This is a genomic window from Myxosarcina sp. GI1, assembly GCF_000756305.1.
GTDB lineage: Bacteria > Cyanobacteriota > Cyanobacteriia > Cyanobacteriales > Xenococcaceae > Myxosarcina.
On sequence record NZ_JRFE01000052.1, the window covers coordinates 21,512 to 37,101 of the forward strand.

Annotated in this window: 14 protein-coding genes and 1 pseudogene; 5 read left to right on the forward strand and 10 right to left on the reverse strand. The window is 39.5% G+C overall.

Annotation, left to right across the window (positions count from 1 at the left end):
* Positions 1-40 precede the first annotated feature (40 nt).
* Together menD and KV40_RS27470 are read right to left on the reverse strand one after the other, a co-directional pair.
* The gene (gene menD / locus KV40_RS27465) at positions 41-1,795 is read right to left on the reverse strand and encodes a 2-succinyl-5-enolpyruvyl-6-hydroxy-3-cyclohexene-1-carboxylic-acid synthase (protein ID WP_036487905.1); all 1,755 of its coding nucleotides are present in this window, start codon (positions 1,793-1,795) and stop codon (positions 41-43) included.
* Between the two features lies 1 nt (position 1,796).
* Positions 1,797-3,215, reverse strand: coding sequence for an isochorismate synthase MenF (locus KV40_RS27470; protein ID WP_253274404.1), 1,419 nt, complete (start codon positions 3,213-3,215; stop codon positions 1,797-1,799).
* 575 nt (positions 3,216-3,790) lie between these two features.
* Here KV40_RS27470 and menA point away from each other — a divergent pair.
* Together menA and KV40_RS27480 are read left to right on the forward strand one after the other, a co-directional pair.
* Positions 3,791-4,699 (forward strand): 2-carboxy-1,4-naphthoquinone phytyltransferase, encoded by a 909-nt coding sequence (gene menA / locus KV40_RS27475; RefSeq protein ID WP_036487910.1) that lies wholly within the window; start codon positions 3,791-3,793, stop codon positions 4,697-4,699.
* An 18-nt stretch (positions 4,700-4,717) separates the two neighbouring features.
* Positions 4,718-5,107 (forward strand): RidA family protein, encoded by a 390-nt coding sequence (locus KV40_RS27480; RefSeq protein WP_036487912.1) that lies wholly within the window; start codon positions 4,718-4,720, stop codon positions 5,105-5,107.
* An 18-nt stretch (positions 5,108-5,125) separates the two neighbouring features.
* Here KV40_RS27480 and mraY read toward each other — a convergent pair whose 3' ends face one another.
* From mraY to KV40_RS37490, 4 genes and pseudogenes are all read right to left on the reverse strand, one after another.
* Positions 5,126-6,220: a phospho-N-acetylmuramoyl-pentapeptide-transferase gene (gene mraY / locus KV40_RS27485; RefSeq protein ID WP_036487915.1), complete on the reverse strand. Its 1,095-nt coding sequence runs from the start codon at positions 6,218-6,220 to the stop codon at positions 5,126-5,128.
* A gap of 132 nt (positions 6,221-6,352) precedes the next feature.
* Entirely contained in the window at positions 6,353-6,562 is a 210-nt protein-coding gene (locus tag KV40_RS27490) for a DUF3134 domain-containing protein (protein WP_036487916.1), read from the reverse strand.
* A gap of 252 nt (positions 6,563-6,814) precedes the next feature.
* On the reverse strand, positions 6,815-7,714 hold the full coding sequence (locus KV40_RS27495; protein ID WP_072013923.1) for a DUF4388 domain-containing protein: 900 nt from the start codon (positions 7,712-7,714) through the stop codon (positions 6,815-6,817).
* Between the two features lie 146 nt (positions 7,715-7,860).
* A pseudogene (locus KV40_RS37490) lies at positions 7,861-8,587 on the reverse strand (amidohydrolase family protein).
* A 30-nt stretch (positions 8,588-8,617) separates the two neighbouring features.
* Between KV40_RS37490 and lepB the strand changes: the two are divergent.
* Positions 8,618-9,184, forward strand: a complete 567-nt coding sequence (gene lepB, locus KV40_RS27505) for a signal peptidase I (protein WP_052056013.1) — start codon at positions 8,618-8,620, stop codon at positions 9,182-9,184.
* Between the two features lie 180 nt (positions 9,185-9,364).
* Here the strand turns inward: lepB and KV40_RS27510 are convergent, their stop codons facing one another.
* Positions 9,365-10,330: a ribose-phosphate pyrophosphokinase gene (locus KV40_RS27510; RefSeq protein WP_156114216.1), complete on the reverse strand. Its 966-nt coding sequence runs from the start codon at positions 10,328-10,330 to the stop codon at positions 9,365-9,367.
* Positions 10,331-10,785: 455 nt separating this feature from the next.
* Here KV40_RS27510 and bioD point away from each other — a divergent pair, with 455 nt between their 5' ends.
* Entirely contained in the window at positions 10,786-11,478 is a 693-nt protein-coding gene (gene bioD / locus KV40_RS27515; RefSeq protein ID WP_036487923.1) for a dethiobiotin synthase, read from the forward strand.
* A 52-nt stretch (positions 11,479-11,530) separates the two neighbouring features.
* Here bioD and rpsN read toward each other — a convergent pair whose 3' ends face one another.
* The 3 genes from rpsN to rseP form a co-directional block, all read right to left on the reverse strand.
* Positions 11,531-11,833, reverse strand: a complete 303-nt coding sequence (gene rpsN, locus KV40_RS27520) for a 30S ribosomal protein S14 (RefSeq protein ID WP_036487926.1) — start codon at positions 11,831-11,833, stop codon at positions 11,531-11,533.
* A 161-nt stretch (positions 11,834-11,994) separates the two neighbouring features.
* A complete protein-coding gene (nth, locus tag KV40_RS27525; RefSeq protein ID WP_036487929.1) occupies positions 11,995-12,663 on the reverse strand; it encodes an endonuclease III in 669 nt (222 codons plus the stop codon).
* Complete coding sequence (gene rseP / locus KV40_RS27530; protein ID WP_036487931.1) at positions 12,664-13,755, reverse strand: RIP metalloprotease RseP; 1,092 nt, start codon at positions 13,753-13,755, stop codon at positions 12,664-12,666. It lies immediately after the preceding gene.
* A gap of 325 nt (positions 13,756-14,080) precedes the next feature.
* Here rseP and gnd point away from each other — a divergent pair, with 325 nt between their 5' ends.
* Positions 14,081-15,538 carry a decarboxylating NADP(+)-dependent phosphogluconate dehydrogenase gene (gene gnd / locus KV40_RS27535; RefSeq protein ID WP_036487934.1) on the forward strand — a complete coding sequence of 486 codons (1,458 nt, stop codon included), beginning with the start codon at positions 14,081-14,083 and terminating at the stop codon, positions 15,536-15,538.
* Positions 15,539-15,590: the final 52 nt, after the last annotated feature.

The following is a 15,590-nucleotide window of genomic DNA, read 5'->3' on the forward strand; positions in this document are numbered from 1 at the left end:
AGTGGGTATTGTTTTTGCCGAGACTTAGTTGTTTATCTGTTTAATTTTTTTTTATTTTTATTTTTTTTGTAAGCTTAAAAAAATTGGTCTGTAAAAATTTGGCATCAATTTGACGATCGCATTTCAATTCTAAAATTCTAATTCCCTCATTTGGTAAATTGTTTAATAGTTTCGATAACTGCTGCCAGTGAGTGATAGCTTTATAAGCAATACCATAACTAGCTGCTAAATTCGCAAAATCAACTATTTGAGGTGTAGCAAAATAATCTTCAAAAATATCTTGAAACTGAGAAATGGGTAGCATTTCAAAAATTCCCCCACCATTATTGTTGACCAAAATAATAGTTAAATGTCCTTGAAACTTATTGCTGATTAAAAAGCCATTGGTATCGTGTAGTAAAGCCAGATCCCCGGATACTAAAACTGTAGGGCGATTGCAGTGAGCAATACCTAAAGCTGTCGATAAAGTACCGTCAATTCCGTTAGCACCACGACAAAAATAAGGGACAATTTGCCGCTCATTTGGCTGTAGAAAAAATTCTGCGTTTCTTACCGACATACTGTTGGCAAAAAAAATTGGTGTTTTGGCAGGTAAACTATGGGAAAGTAACCAAGCAATTTTACCTTCATAGAGGCGATCGCTCGCCATCATTTCATAATTTATATTCTGTCTGATTTTAGTTTCTAGCTCACACCATTGCTGACAATAAAGCGATGTTTGTTTGTTATAAATTAAACCTTTAGCTCGTTCGCGATCTATTTGCTCGATAGAAGTCGGTAAATGAATTGTTTTTCTATGCAAAGGATCGAAGTTTTGTGGTCGAGGATCGATAATTACCCGTGGGCAAGAAATACTTTTTAACCAATTACGCAACTGTTTGCTAGTTGGGAGTTCGCCAACTTGAATTACAAGATCTGGCAGTAATTCTTCAGCTATTTTTTCCTCACGTAAAATAAAGTCGTAAGTAGAAATTAAATAGGGATTGAGTGAAGCATAATGGCGTACGGGCGATAAAGCTTCGGCAAGTACGGGAAAAGATAATAGTTGAGATAAAAATGAGACTGCTCGACAGTAAGCTCCTGGTTTGCTTGGCTGTGCTAAACCTGCAATAATAATTCCTCTATCATACGACCGCCACTGTTCTATTGGAACTTGAAGAGAGCTAAATGTAACGGGAAGAGGCATAACAGCCTCAAAAAAGTCAGCTAAATCGAACTGCGATTGCAAAGCTTTTATTTCAGGTTCCTCTATGGGTGCCAGAGGTTCGCAAAATGGCACGTTAAGATGAACTACACCTGGAAAAGGTAACAGCGATCGCCTGACAGCCTGAATAATATTTTGCCTGAGATAGAACAGCATTTCTAAATTGGCTGCTGGTAAAGCTAGTTCTGTATGCCAATTACAATAGTTCCCATATAGTTTTAGTTGCTCGATAGTCTGTCCTGCATGACAGTTACGCAATTGCGGCGGGCGATCGGCAGTAAAGATAATTAGAGGAACATTACTTTGTTGTGCCTCAATTACAGCAGGATAGAAATTAGCTCCAGCAGTTCCCGAAGTACAGACTAAAACGGTAGGTATGCTAGTTCTTTTAGCAATTCCCAAGGCAAAAAAAGCTGCAGAGCGTTCGTCTAAAATTGGAATAGTTTTTAAATCTCGATGCCGTGCTAAAGCAACCGTTAACGGAGCAGAACGCGAACCAGGACAAACTACTACATCGGATAAACCCAAATGCTGTAGAGTAGAGGCTATAACCGAAGCCCATAAAGTATTTTTATTGCGAAAGTCAATCATTTTAAGCTTGCACTAAAGCTTTCATTAAAGACTGTAGCTTTAATTGAACCTCGGCAAACTCTTTTTCAGGCTCCGAACCAGAAACAATTCCCGCTCCAGCATAAAGACGAGCGCGATTACCATCAATTAATGCCGAACGAATACCAACAATAAATTCACAGTTATCGTCTAGATCGACCCATCCTAACGGGGCGGCGTATAGCGAGCGATCGCACTCTTCATACTGTTGAATTTTTTCACATGCTATTGCTGTAGGTATACCAGCAACTGCGGGTGTAGGATGTAACCGCGCTACAATTTCTAAAGGTTCGATATCTAATGATAAATGAGCATAAACTGGTGTCCATAAATGTTGTATATTAGATAGTTTTAAAACCTGTAGTGGTAACTGCTGTGGTTTTAAGTTTAGTTGACGCAAGCGTTCGATTAGAAAATTGCTTACAGCCTGATGTTCGCGTTTTTCTTTGCGATTTTTAAGTAGTAAATTAGCTAAATAAAGATCTTCTGTACTTGTCTTACCTCTGGAAGTAGAGCCAGCTAACGCATCGGTTACTAACTGCTTATTTTGAATACTAACCAGGCGTTCGGGACTGGCACCAATAAAATTCTGTCCTCGACCATTACTAGTAGAAAAAATGTAGCAGTCTGGATGTTGCTCTCTCAAGCTATTAAGAGATTTAATTAGTTGAAAGGGTATAGAAGCTTGAAGTTCGGTAGTATGAGCGATAACTACTTTACTAAGTTCCGATTTGGCTATCGATCTTAGTGCCAAACTTACTACAGATTTGAAATGCTTTGAATTACTAGTTTCAGAATAATCAATGCTATTTTGAATACAACTGTCGCTAATTTGTATTTTAAAATCCGACCAGTTAATACTATTTATTTTTTGCTCTATTTGTTTGACAATTGCTGATTCGCTGTCGGATTCTTGAAGGGGAAAATTAACAATGATATAATAACTTTTGTTTTTTCTTATTAGCTGAAATCGAGGTAAAAAGAGCGTACTGACTGAAAAACTTTCTTCGCTAACTTTTGGGGAAAAAGTAAAATTACAGAACACACAGGGCTTGCCTTCTGTCAAGTTATTTTCTCCTTTTCTAATAATTTGTTGAAAACACTCTTTAACAAATTTTTGAGCTAGCTCGAACCGCTTTAAAGACGCGATATTTGTGCTTTTAGTAATTCCATAAGCAGCTACTGCCTCTTGTTTTCGAGGATTTTCCCAATAAAAGTGTTTGCTATTAGGACAAGCAAACTTTTGTAAAAAAGCTAAGGGATCGGCAGGAGGTATTCTTCGAGTATAGCTAATAATTCTGGTTTCATCCGTGACGGCAAAATGTAAATTTTTGTTATGCCAAAAATCGTCTAGTTCTACATTACTCGGAACCGATTGATGAGCCTGGGGCACGAGAGTCATTGAATTTCTAAATTTTGACATTCTTATAGGTTAGTAGACAAAAAGCAAAATATTAAAAACTGAAAAATTGTTTGAATATCGATAATTATTTAATTGAAAAAATTATTAATTTTGTTTAGATTGATTATATTACTATAGGTCATAACTGACAAGATTTGCGCCTCTATACAGTCTTTGAATTCAAATGTTTAGCGACATTTGAATTAATTTTTCTATTAAATTCTGCTAGTTTGTTATGAAAGCTATTTTAATAAACTTAACAAACTGCATTATTAAACAAAATTAATAATTATTGACTTTAGTTTTTATAAAGCAACTATGTAATCTAGTATGTCTCCCGCTCTTGGATTGCTAGGTTGTATCTTTTCTACTTTGTGCCTTTTACCAAAGCTTCAATTAGTTGTGACTAGTCTTACTGTGGTTGCTGATGAACTTTCGTGAAATCAAGTAAATTAAAGAATCCATACTTGATAAAATCCATACTTGATTGGCTAACGCGATAGCAAAATACGAGCGATTATTGCGATCTAACTCAGCCAAGTCATAATCAAACAATTCCATTTAGTAGAATTTTCATGGCATTCGAGCAAACAATCACCAAAAATTCCCAACTATGGTTAGCCGCAATCAAACCTCCTATTTATAGTGTAGCGGTTGTTCCAATCGCTGTTGGCACTGCAATGGCATATTTTGATACTCGTCTGTTTGACGTTCGAGCTTTCGGTACTTTTCTGGCGGCAGCAATTTCGATCTTAGCCTGGTTGAACTTAACTAATGATGTTTTTGACTCCGAAACTGGTATTGACGTAAATAAAGCCCATTCGGTAGTAAATTTGACTGGTAATAAATCTTTGGTCTTTGCGATCGCCAATATTTTCTTGAGTTGTGGATTACTCGGTATTTTAGCTTTGACTTGGTGGCAGCAAGACTTTACGGTTTTGGGTTTGGTTTCATTATGCTGTCTGTTGGGCTATGCTTACCAAGGTCCTCCTTTTCGTTGGGGCTATTTAGGATTGGGAGAGATAATCTGCTTTTTTACCTTTGGTCCTGGGGCAGTTTCTGCTGCCTATTACGCTCAAACCGAAACCTTTTCTGCATCAAATCTAGCTATCTCTACAATTATCGGCATTAGCACTTCAATTATTCTATTCTGTTCTCATTTTCATCAGGTAGAAGACGATTTAGCAGCAGGCAAGCGATCGCCAATAGTGCGGTTGGGAACGGAAACTGGAGCGCAAATTCTGGCCTGGTCTACTGCTAGTATTTATATACTTACGGTAATTGGGATTATTTTAGGCTACTTACCGTTGCTGACATCGATCGTTTTCGCTAGTTTACCCTGGGCAGCGCAATTAATAAATCATATTAATTGCTATCACGATTGTCCTGCTAAAGTTAGCAATAGTAAATTTATTGCAGTTAATCTCTACTTAACTAGTTCTGGTTTGCTAATTGCAGGACTAGTATGGAGTACCTATATTTAATTCCAACAAAGCATACCCATGACGATCGATAGAATTATTCGCACCAGTAAAGCACCCGCACCTGTCGGTCCTTACAATCAAGCGATCGCCGCTACAGGACAGATGCTGTTTTTAGCAGGTCAAATTGCTCTCGACCCTCAGACAGGAGAGATTGTCGCCGAAGATATTATCAGGCAGACAGAGCAAGTAATGAACAATATCGAGGCAATTTTAAAAGAAGCAGATGCCCACTGGACAAACGTAGTCAAAACTAGCATTTTTCTTAAAGATTTAGCTGATTTTGCCAAGGTAAATCAAGTTTACGCTCGATATTTTTCTGAAGCATCTGCGCCTGCAAGATCGTGCGTTGAGGTATCTCGCCTACCAAAAGATGTGTTAATTGAAATTGAATGTATTGCGATACTTTAAAATGCCTCTTATTTTAAGTTAACGAATAAAAAAAGCTAAGACTCCTAAGAAAATGGCGATCGCGTAAAACAAACCTACAACCTGCGTTTCCGACCAGCCACTAAGTTCGAGATGATGGTGAATTGGTGCCATTTTAAACAAACGCTTACCTTTACCAGTTTCATCTTTTGTAGCCTTGTAGTAACCAACCTGAACAATTACTGACAGTGACTCGATAAAAAAAATCCCACTAACTACAAACAAAGCCCACAAATTGCTGCTAATAATGCCTACCGCAGCTAAAGCTCCACCTAAAGCGATAGAACCCGTATCGCCCATAAATACAGTGGCAGGATTGCGATTGTAAACCAAAAATCCCAAACAGCTACCGCTCAGACAGGCGCAAAAAATCATTAAATCTGGAGAACTAGGAGCAACAATTGCTGCCAAAGCCAATGAAGCGATCGCTCCCGTGCCTGCCGCCAAACCATCTACTCCATCAGTAAGATTGGTAGCGTTGCTTTCTGCTGCTAAAACAAAAACAATTAAAGGCAATATCAACAACCCTAAAGACAAGTCAAATCCAGGCAAACTTATAGTAGTAATTGCAGGAAGTTGCTGCCACAGTAACCAGAGAGCAAACAAAATTCCTACTGCAATTTGCAGCAATAGTTTGGTTTTGGGAGAAATACCTTTATTAGATTTGCGGCGCAATACTTGCCAATCATCAAGCCAGCCAATGCTGCCATAGCTTAAAGTAACTAAGGCTACAGCTACTGTTTCCCAATTAAATTGAGTCCAAACTAAAGCAATCGATACCGCTACAGGCACAAAAAAAATTCCTCCCATAGTAGGTGTACCTGCTTTTTGTAAATGAGTTTGGGGACCGTCTTCCCGAATAATTTGTCCTGTTTTAAGGCGGTTTAACCAGGGAATTACCGCCCAACCTAAAAGAATACTAATTACACCCGATGTCAATAGGGGAAAGACAAGGCAATCTGTGCCGTTGGCAAATCTACCAGAAAAACCATCTAAAGCTATCGCTCCTAACAAAAGGATTGAACTTAAAGCTACAAGTAAACTCAATCCAGAGGGAGCAAACGATTTTGGAGTTGAAAGCGATTTAGCACCCACAATTAAACCTAGTTAATATATTTTCGATAAAAATTTAACAGGAAAACAACGCTTTCAACAACAGCTTACCAACGACAACAAATAAACTACCAAGATAAATAGCTGAACTAGGCAATAGCTAGACTACACAAACTATACGTCTTCGCTATCCTCAAAATCGTCTTCGTTGTCAATCAAAGCTTCTAAATCGTCTTCACTGGTAACATTCTCTTTTTCTACGGGTTCGCGAGGAATAAGACGACCGCTAGCTTTTAGCCAATCTAATAAAGAAGCTTCTTGTTTGAGGGGAATAACAATCGCAGGTTCGTAACGAGGTTCTTGTAATAAAGCTGGATTTTTCATAAGTTACCAATTGGTTCGACAAATTTAATTAGTGCTTTGAATTAAAGACCAAAAATCAAATTAAAATTTACTAGGTTTAGATCTTAAACCTTGAAACAATAAAAATCTATAATTATTTATTGTAATAATTAATCTATGTTGAGAGCAACTGTTGGCTAGTAACAAAGATTTCCAAAGCCAATCAGTCGCTATTCTGCTGCTACGTTAACTAAATGCGAGCGCTAGTATTTGCTCTGGCTCTTTAAGATTACTTCAGGTAGTGTGAGATTTTTTGGTAAATTTGTCGGTGATAAATTCTATTAAATTACTAGTTAGTTTTTTACTGTCTCGGTTGGCTGCGGGGGTTGAAGTAATGTTCTTGTTAGCAAAACTCGAATAATTTTCGTTTAGCATCTGCCAACCGTAATTGGAAAGAAAAACTTCTTCAACTAATCCTACTACCATAATTCTAAAGGCAGCAATTTGAATTTCTTTTTCAGGCAGTAGAGTTTTTCTAGCCATATTGGCTATAGAAGTAACACCGTCTGCTAGTTCCCACACCTGACGTTCTACAGCAATTAGCTTGAGGTGAGGCTGGGCAACTAAACGTTTGAGAGCAAAACTAGCTTCGGGTAACTGGTCGGTAAACATCTCCCAGTTTTCAATCAGCCTTAAAGCATATAAAGACACTTCTATAGTTCTAATTTTGTAGCCCGTCATTTCTAACCAGGGAAGAGTCAAAATGCGATCTTGTAGTTCGCCAAACTCATCAAATTTAAAACTCCCGCAGCTGAGGGAAAACAACTGATAGACCTGATGAAGCTGTAGCTGAAAAACCAAACTAAGCTGTTCGCGACTTAGTAGCTTCATTTTTACCAGATATACTCCTAAAGGTACTTGAGGAGGACACAGGATGCGGAGTCGCTTGATAATTGGCGGACTCAACCAACCGCGATCGCCAATCAAATCGATCGTTCCCCTGTAGTTCAGGCAGTTACTAACGGCAATCAAGTAACCTCGATCGAACCAAATATAGTAAACCGAGCTATTCTGCCCGAGTTTTTTTAGCCCTTGAGGAATCTGCACGATCAGACGACCTGACTTACTGCTCTGTTCTATCAGGCGAAACAACTCTGGTAAAGAGAAAGATTCTAGAGTGTTACTAATACTCATTAGAGCGAATAGTTAGAGTCAGAGATTGCCGCGGATACAAGCGGCGAAATAAGCGGCGAGGTTTCCTCGCCAAGCGGAAGCTCGCCAATACGCTCCGCAGCCTGCTCTGACCATTGGTAAAAACATAATTATCATAAATTGGTAAATTATTCGGCAAAAGTTAGAGCTTTACCTCTGACTTCTGTATGAAGTGTTCCTCGCTCGTATACAATTTGTCCGTTAACAATAGTAACTACTGACCAGCCAGTCAATTTCCAGCCCTGAAAAGGATTCCAACCACACTTTGTGTCTAAATCTTGATTGTCGACGGTACGATAATTTTCTAAATCCACCATTACCAAATCGGCATCATAGCCTACAGCGATCGCTCCTTTATTGTCAATTTTGTAGGCTTTAGCTGCGGCAGTAGACATTCTAATAAATCTCCATGGGAAGAACCCATAAATATTTTGATGCCGCAGCTAGGATTGGCATCACGTAATCTGACAAATTTTCTGCCGTTGCTCCCATAAAAAAGCCATAATTAACAAGGTACTTGTTTGCAGCTCGGCTTAACTTGTCATCTAATGCTGCTTGAGTTGTGGTCAAAGGTCGAGTATTGGGCATTTCCAAAAAAGACGTAACTCCACCTTTCGCACAAGCGCGACTGGCAGTAGTCAAGTCTTCTTTAGGTTTCAATCCTGGTTCGCAAAAATGTACTTAAAGATCGATAACTCCAGGTAATAAAGTCAATCCTGCTGCATCAATTACCTTTTCTGTTTCATCAAGGGAATTTTCGGGAGCAATTTGTACAATTTTTCCGTCATTAATCCGTACATCTCCCAAAAATAGGTTGCCATCGGGTAAAAGAATTCGAGCTTGGCAAATTAACATAAAAATTTATTGGTTAAGGACATATTGCTGATGACAAGAAAAGAAGAAAATCCTGTTGCCGAAATTTTTAAAACTTTGGTATCTGCTGGTATTTTAGCGTTTGGAATTCGTACCTTTGTTGCTGAAGCCCGCTACATTCCTTCTTCTTCTATGGAGCCTACGTTAGAAATTAACGATCGCTTGATTATAGAAAAAGTGAGCTATCGCTTTAATCCACCTAAAAGAGGAGATGTAGTAGTTTTTTCTCCTACCGACACACTCAAGGAACAAAACTTTAAAGATGCTTTTATCAAACGAGTTATCGGTCTTCCTGGAGAAACCGTAGAAGTCAAAAATGGCGAAGTTTATATCGACGGCGAAGTTTTAAGCGAAAAGTATATTGAGGATGCTCCCGACTATCAATACGGACCGATAGAAGTACCAAGCGATCGATACCTTGTCTTGGGCGATAATCGCAACAATAGTTATGATTCTCACTACTGGGGATTTGTTCCCCGCCAAAACTTAATTGGGCGAGCTATAGTTCGTTTTTGGCCACTCGATCGTTTGGGTTCTCTAGACGAACGACCAATCTATCCTAAAGATAGTGAGAATTAGCTCTTAGACTACCATAGCATGAGGATATCTGGGTTAAGCGAGTGGTTGCGGATACTGATTCCGCACTTTGTAAATCCCGTTACCATAAATGAAATTAAATGCGATCGACAGCGTATTTTCCTAAAATAAAAGCGCTCTAGAGCGATCGCAACCGTTTTTTCAATTGGCTAATTTTTCGGTCTAGCGAAACATACTGCTAACCGAACTTTCTTCGTGAATGCGCCAAATTGCTTCCCCAATTAGATTAGCTACAGATAAAACAGTTAGCTGTGGGAATTGTTTCTTTTCTGGAATAGGAATTGTATTGGTAACGATAACTTCTTCAAATAATCCACTTTGCAAACGGGAGACAGCATCACCAGAAAAAACTGCATGAGTAGCACAAGCATAAATTTGTCTCGCTCCTTCTTGTCTCAACAATCTAGCTCCTTCAGTTAAGGTGCCAGCAGTATCGATCATATCATCGACCAAGACGGCAGTTTTACCTCTAACATTGCCAATTAAATTCATAACTTCAGCTACATTATGATCTTGACGACGCTTATCTATAATCGCTAGAGGTGCATCGTCAAGTTTTTTGGCAAAAGCTCTCGCCCTAGCTACACCGCCTACATCGGGAGAGACTACAACTATATCACGAAAATTTTTGCTAGCTAAATATTCTAAAATAACGGGCGAACCATAAACATGATCGAAGGGAATATCAAAATAGCCTTGAATTTGCGCGGAATGTAAATCCATTGCCAAGACCCGATTGGCTCCTGCTTGAACGAATAAATTGGCAACTAATTTGGCTGTAATTGATTCTCTTCCCGCAGTTTTACGGTCTGCCCTGGCATAACCATAGTAGGGAATCACTGCTGTAATTTGCCTTGCTGAGGCTCTACGGCAGGCATCAATAACAATCATTAATTCCATTAAATGATCGTTTACTGGATTGCAACATGGTTGAAGTAAATATACATCTGCTCCGCGAATAGATTCTTGAATTTGTACGTAAAGTTCTCCATCAGCAAACCGCTTGCGAATCATGGGAGCTAAATCTATGCCTAAATAGCGGGATACCTCTTGAGCGAGAGGGACATTAGCAGAACCAGAAAACAATCTAAGACGATTGGAGTCTGAAAGTAACTGGTTTTTCTCCATCGACTGAGGAATTAAAGTAGTATAGCTCACGGTTAAATAGATTCAACTTAATTCATGGTAATATTATCACTCTTAGGTTATCGACAGACAACGACAATTAAACCTAAAATAAGCGATAAATTCTAAATATTTAGTAGGAACGCTACTAAGTAAATTTAGGCAACTTTTTTTATATTAATAGTATTTGCTCGATCGCAACTAATAAACTAATAAAATTTACTCAGATAAATTTTCTGTTAGATCGTGAATATTCGATAGTTAAATGAAAGCTTGACTAAATTATTCACAATCTGACAATTCAATTTATATTCTAATTGGCTCCAGCTTCTTTTATCTACCAATTATGGTGGTTATTTAACTAGAAATTACAACATTCAATAAAGGTAAAAAATAGTTAGTAATAGTATACACTTATACATATTTTCCATTTGACCAATTATCTAGATAAACTTAGCGTGAATGCCTTATTAATTGCAGGTACCGATACTGATGTCGGCAAAACTTTCGTTACTGTATCTTTAGCTGCTTATTACCAGAACTGGCTCGATCGCACTAACCGAGCTAATTCTATAGGAATCTTAAAGCTGGCTCAAACAGGAGTAGGTGACATCGAGCTATATCAGAAACTATTTGGCGACTCAAGTAAAATTGTTTCACAAGTTGCTCTGCGTTTTGCCAAACCTCTGGCACCGCCTATTGCGGCTGCAGCAGAAGGAAAAAATGTCGATCTCAACTCGATATGGCAGAATTTAGTCTCCTTGAGACAGCAACAAGATCTAGTATTGGTTGAAGCTTTAGGCGGCTTAGGCTCTCCCGTTACTGAAGAATTAACCATAGCCGATTTAGCGGCAAGTTGGAGGTTGCCTACGGTTTTAATCGTACCAGTAAAATTAGGTGCGATCGCTCAAGCAGTCGCGAATGTAGCTCTAGCGCGCAGCTCGAACATCGAATTAAAAGGAATTATTTTAAACTGCAATCGTCCCTTACAGTCGGAAGCTGAAATAGCCGATCTGACTCCCATAGATTTAATCCAATCTTTAACCCAAATACCTGTGATTGGAATTTTGCCTTACATACAACTTGAAGATACGCAAAAACTAGCTGCTGTAGTGGCAAATTGGGATTTAGAATTGATTTTACCTTTGTAGGGCGATCGCTATTTTGTGCATGGGCGATCGCCCAATTGCTTTACACTGTATCTTACCAGCTAGACTTAACTACTCCAGGCAGCAGTCCCTCATGCGCCCATTCACGAAAAACATTACGGGATAAGCCAAAATCTCTGTAATAGCCTCTAGGTCTACCAGTTACCCAACAACGATTGCGCTTGCGGCTCGGCGCACTATTACGTGGTAGTTGCTGAAGTTGACGCTGAAGTTCTAGCTTTTCGGCTGCTGAGGTAGATGTCCGAAACTGCTCTTTTAACTCCGCTCTTTTGTCTGCATATTTTTCTACTAAGCGAGCGCGTTTTTTCTCTCGCTCGATCATACTTTTTTTAGCCATAAATAATTATTGTTCTTAAAAATAAACACAGTCTCTTATTATAACTCTAGTTTAGATTTTCATTAAAGCGATCGAGCGCACTAAAAATTTTTGCATTGCACTGTCATAAGATTGTCAAGTTCGAGCAGAGAAAGAGAATATCAATTGTTATTGCTCATTGCTCATTGTTCATTGCTATTGGCATTGAGATACTTAGAAGCGGCAGGACAAAAATAAGCCAGCTGACAGATTCTACATTTGGGACTGCGGGCTTTGCAAATCGCCCTACCATGATATATAGTGCGGATTGAAAAGTTTTCCCAATCCGCTTGTGGAATCATAGGCATCAAATCCCGTTCGATTTTCAAAGGATTGTCCGATTGCGTTAATTCCCACCGATTGCTCAAACGCTTAACGTGAGTATCGACAGTTATGCCTTCAATAATGCCGTAACCATGTGCGAGAACGACGTTAGCTGTTTTACGGGCTACACCTGGCAACTCTAGTAGTTCTTCCATAGTTTGGGGTACTAAACCCTGAAAATCGCTGACAATTTTTTGACAGGCACCCTGAATGTTTTTGGCTTTGTTACGAAAAAAGCCAGTAGAACGAATCAAACTTTCTAACTCTTGACGATCTGCCATTGCTAGAGAAATAGCATCGGGCAAACGAGCGAATAATGCTGGAGTAACTCGGTTTACTCTCTCGTCGGTACACTGAGCCGAAAGGATTGTTGCTACCAAAAGCTGTACGGTCGTTTCGTAATTGAGACTACAAGTAGCATCTGGATACAAAGTTTCTAGTACAGCCAAAATTTTTCTCGCTCGTCTTTCGCGGGTTAGAGAATTCACTTATTGAAATAGCTCTTGGAAAAACGCCAAATTAACCGTATCGCGAACTATTAAAAATACACCTAAGCTCAGTAACAACACTAACCCAGTTTGCATGATACTCTCCTGAATTTTACTGGGTATTGGTTTGCCTCTAATTCCTTCAACAGCTAGAAAAGCTAGCTGACCGCCATCCAAAGCTGGTAGGGGCAAAATATTGATAATTGCCAGGTTGATACTAATTAAAGCACCAAACTGAAATAAATTACTTACGTTATTGCTGGCTAATTCGGCACCAACAGCAACGATTGCCACGGGACCTGCTACCTGTTCGGCATTCTCGCCAAAGTTACTAATTAGCTGCCAGAAACCCCTTGCGGTAAGCTGGGCGATTCTTTGATATTCGTTGGCACTAGAGGTAAAAGCAGCAATGATATTTTCCGCACGACGACGAACTACTTCCCCGTTAGGAGCGAGCATTACGCCTATTTTTCCTTTGCCATCGCGACCAGCCTGGGGCGTAACCGTTAAGGGCATCACTTCGCCTTTTCGAGAAATTTCTAGCTCTAAAGGTTGTTCTGGAGACTTTTGGATAATAGTTCTTAGCGTTTCTAAAGCTGGAGCCGATTCTCCTAAATCGCGATCGCCAACTTTTAAAATTACGTCTCCTGCTTCGATACCTGCCTGCATTGCGGCAGAGTTAGTTTCTTCTAACACTTGAGGAACCAAAACCCCAGGTTGAGGATTAATTTCTTGAAAGCCAATGGTTGCGGCTTGACCGACCAGCAAAAAGTAAGCAAAAATTAGGTTAGCTACTACTCCAGCACTAATTACGATCGCGCGATCGAGTACGGGACGATTGCTGAGTAAGTTGGGATCTTCGGGGGGAATCGTACTGTCAGGGTCTTCATCAGGAAAGCCGACATAACCTCCCAAAGGAAAAGCTCTAATGGCGTATTCGGTTTGCGAACCTTGATACTTTAGTAAAGTAGGACCAAAACCAATTGAGAAACGATTGACGTAGATTTTTTGCAACCGAGCTGCTGCAAAGTGACCTAATTCGTGAACTACGATTAATAAACCTAAAACTGCGATCGCTGCCAAAACAGACATAAGTTTTTTGATAAAGATTGAATTTGCGTGGGTTTTATAAGATTCATTTATTATTTTAAGACATCCGCTATCTCGCTCGCTCTAAATCCCTTGCCATCGCGCTCTTTATAGCAGCAATTATTTTACATTTCGAAATTTTAAAATCTCAAAGAGTTAATTAAAGAACAAATCTCTACTATAAAACTGCGTTAGCCTTTTGGTGTCGGAATTTGTACAGTTAAACAAATGCTGGCAAGAGTATGAGCAACCAAGAAGCGGTACAAATCGTTTCTATTTCTGCCTCAGACAACAGAAGTAAAGACCATCAGGAGCAGGTTTAAATAGTATGACAAAAAGAACTTTTGGCGTAATTGGTTTGGCTGTAATGGGAGAAAATCTCGCTCTCAATGTAGAAAGCAGGGGTTTTCCAATTGCAGTATACAATCGCACCTCAACCAAAACTGAGAAATTTATGGCGGAAAGAGCAAAAGATAAAGACATTAAAGCGGCATATTCTCTGGAAGAATTCGTGCAAATTCTCGAACGACCTCGTACCATTTTAGTTATGGTTAAAGCAGGAAGTCCTGTTGATGCGGTAATCGGTCAGTTAAAACCCCTACTTGAAGAAGGAGATACCATTATCGACGGTGGTAATTCTCTATATGAAGATACCGAAAGACGTACTAGAGAACTAGAAACCGCAGGATTGGGCTTTATCGGTATGGGTGTAAGCGGTGGTGAAGAAGGAGCGTTAAAAGGTCCTAGTTTGATGCCAGGAGGCACTGAAGCGGGATACAAAGATTTGGAGCCAATCTTAACCAAAATTGCCGCTCAGGTAGATGACGGACCTTGCGTTACCTATATTGGTCCTGGTGGTGCGGGTCACTACGTCAAGATGGTGCACAACGGTATTGAGTATGGCGATATGCAGCTTATCGCCGAAGCTTACGACATTTTAAAAAATTGTTTGGGATTAAGCGCACAAGAACTACACCAAGTTTTTAGCGAATGGAATGAGACTGAAGAGTTAAATTCTTTTCTGATTGAAATTACTGCCGATATTTTTAAATATACCGACCCCGAAACCAATTCGCCTTTGGTAGAATCAATTCTCGATGCGGCAGGACAAAAAGGAACGGGACGTTGGACTGTTGTAAGTTCTTTGGAACTTGGCGTACCCATTCCTACTATGTATGCTGCTGTTAATGCTCGGGTTATGTCTTCTTTTAAAGAGGAGCGGGTAGCAGCTTCAAAAGAGCTGTCAGGACCTGGCAGCAGCAAATATGATGGAGATAAGCAGGCTTTTATTAACAAAGTACGAGATGCTTTATACTGCTCGAAAATGTGTTCTTATGCTCAAGGCATGGCACTTTTAAGCAAAGCATCGGAACAGTTCGGCTTTAACCTCAATTTAAGCGAGTGCGCTCGCATTTGGAAAGGTGGCTGTATTATTCGCGCTGGTTTCCTAGATAAGATAAAACAGGCATTTAACGATAATCCTGGTTTGCCTAATTTATTACTCGCACCTGAATTTAAAGAATCTATCTTAAGCCGTCAGGATGCTTGGCGAGAAGTTTTGGTGGCTGCTAATACTTTGGGCATTGCCATTCCTGCTTTTAGTGCCTCTCTCGATTATTTTGATAGCTATCGTCGCGATCGCCTGCCGCAAAATTTAACTCAGGCACAGAGAGATTATTTTGGCGCACACACCTACGAACGAATTGACAAACCTAGAGGTGAATTTTTCCATACTGAATGGACTAAAGCTGCCGAAAAATCCTTGCAAGTTGGCAGTACTGACTAACTTACAGTAAAGATATGCCAAATAAAAAGGGTGGGCAATGCCCATCCTTTTT

Coding starts and splice junctions, on each gene's coding strand:
- menA (WP_036487910.1), top strand. CDS start 3,791: ATGGCATTCGAGCAAACAATCACCAAAAATTCCCAACTATGGTTAGCC.
- KV40_RS27480 (WP_036487912.1), top strand. CDS start 4,718: ATGACGATCGATAGAATTATTCGCACCAGTAAAGCACCCGCACCTGTC.
- lepB (WP_052056013.1), top strand. CDS start 8,618: ATGACAAGAAAAGAAGAAAATCCTGTTGCCGAAATTTTTAAAACTTTG.
- gnd (WP_036487934.1), top strand. CDS start 14,081: ATGACAAAAAGAACTTTTGGCGTAATTGGTTTGGCTGTAATGGGAGAA.
- KV40_RS27510 (WP_156114216.1), bottom strand. CDS start 10,330: ATGGAGAAAAACCAGTTACTTTCAGACTCCAATCGTCTTAGATTGTTT.
- menD (WP_036487905.1), bottom strand. CDS start 1,795: ATGATTGACTTTCGCAATAAAAATACTTTATGGGCTTCGGTTATAGCC.
- KV40_RS27490 (WP_036487916.1), bottom strand. CDS start 6,562: ATGAAAAATCCAGCTTTATTACAAGAACCTCGTTACGAACCTGCGATT.
- rseP (WP_036487931.1), bottom strand. CDS start 13,755: ATGTCTGTTTTGGCAGCGATCGCAGTTTTAGGTTTATTAATCGTAGTT.
- KV40_RS27470 (WP_253274404.1), bottom strand. CDS start 3,215: ATGACTCTCGTGCCCCAGGCTCATCAATCGGTTCCGAGTAATGTAGAA.
- rpsN (WP_036487926.1), bottom strand. CDS start 11,833: ATGGCTAAAAAAAGTATGATCGAGCGAGAGAAAAAACGCGCTCGCTTA.
- KV40_RS27495 (WP_072013923.1), bottom strand. CDS start 7,714: ATGAGTATTAGTAACACTCTAGAATCTTTCTCTTTACCAGAGTTGTTT.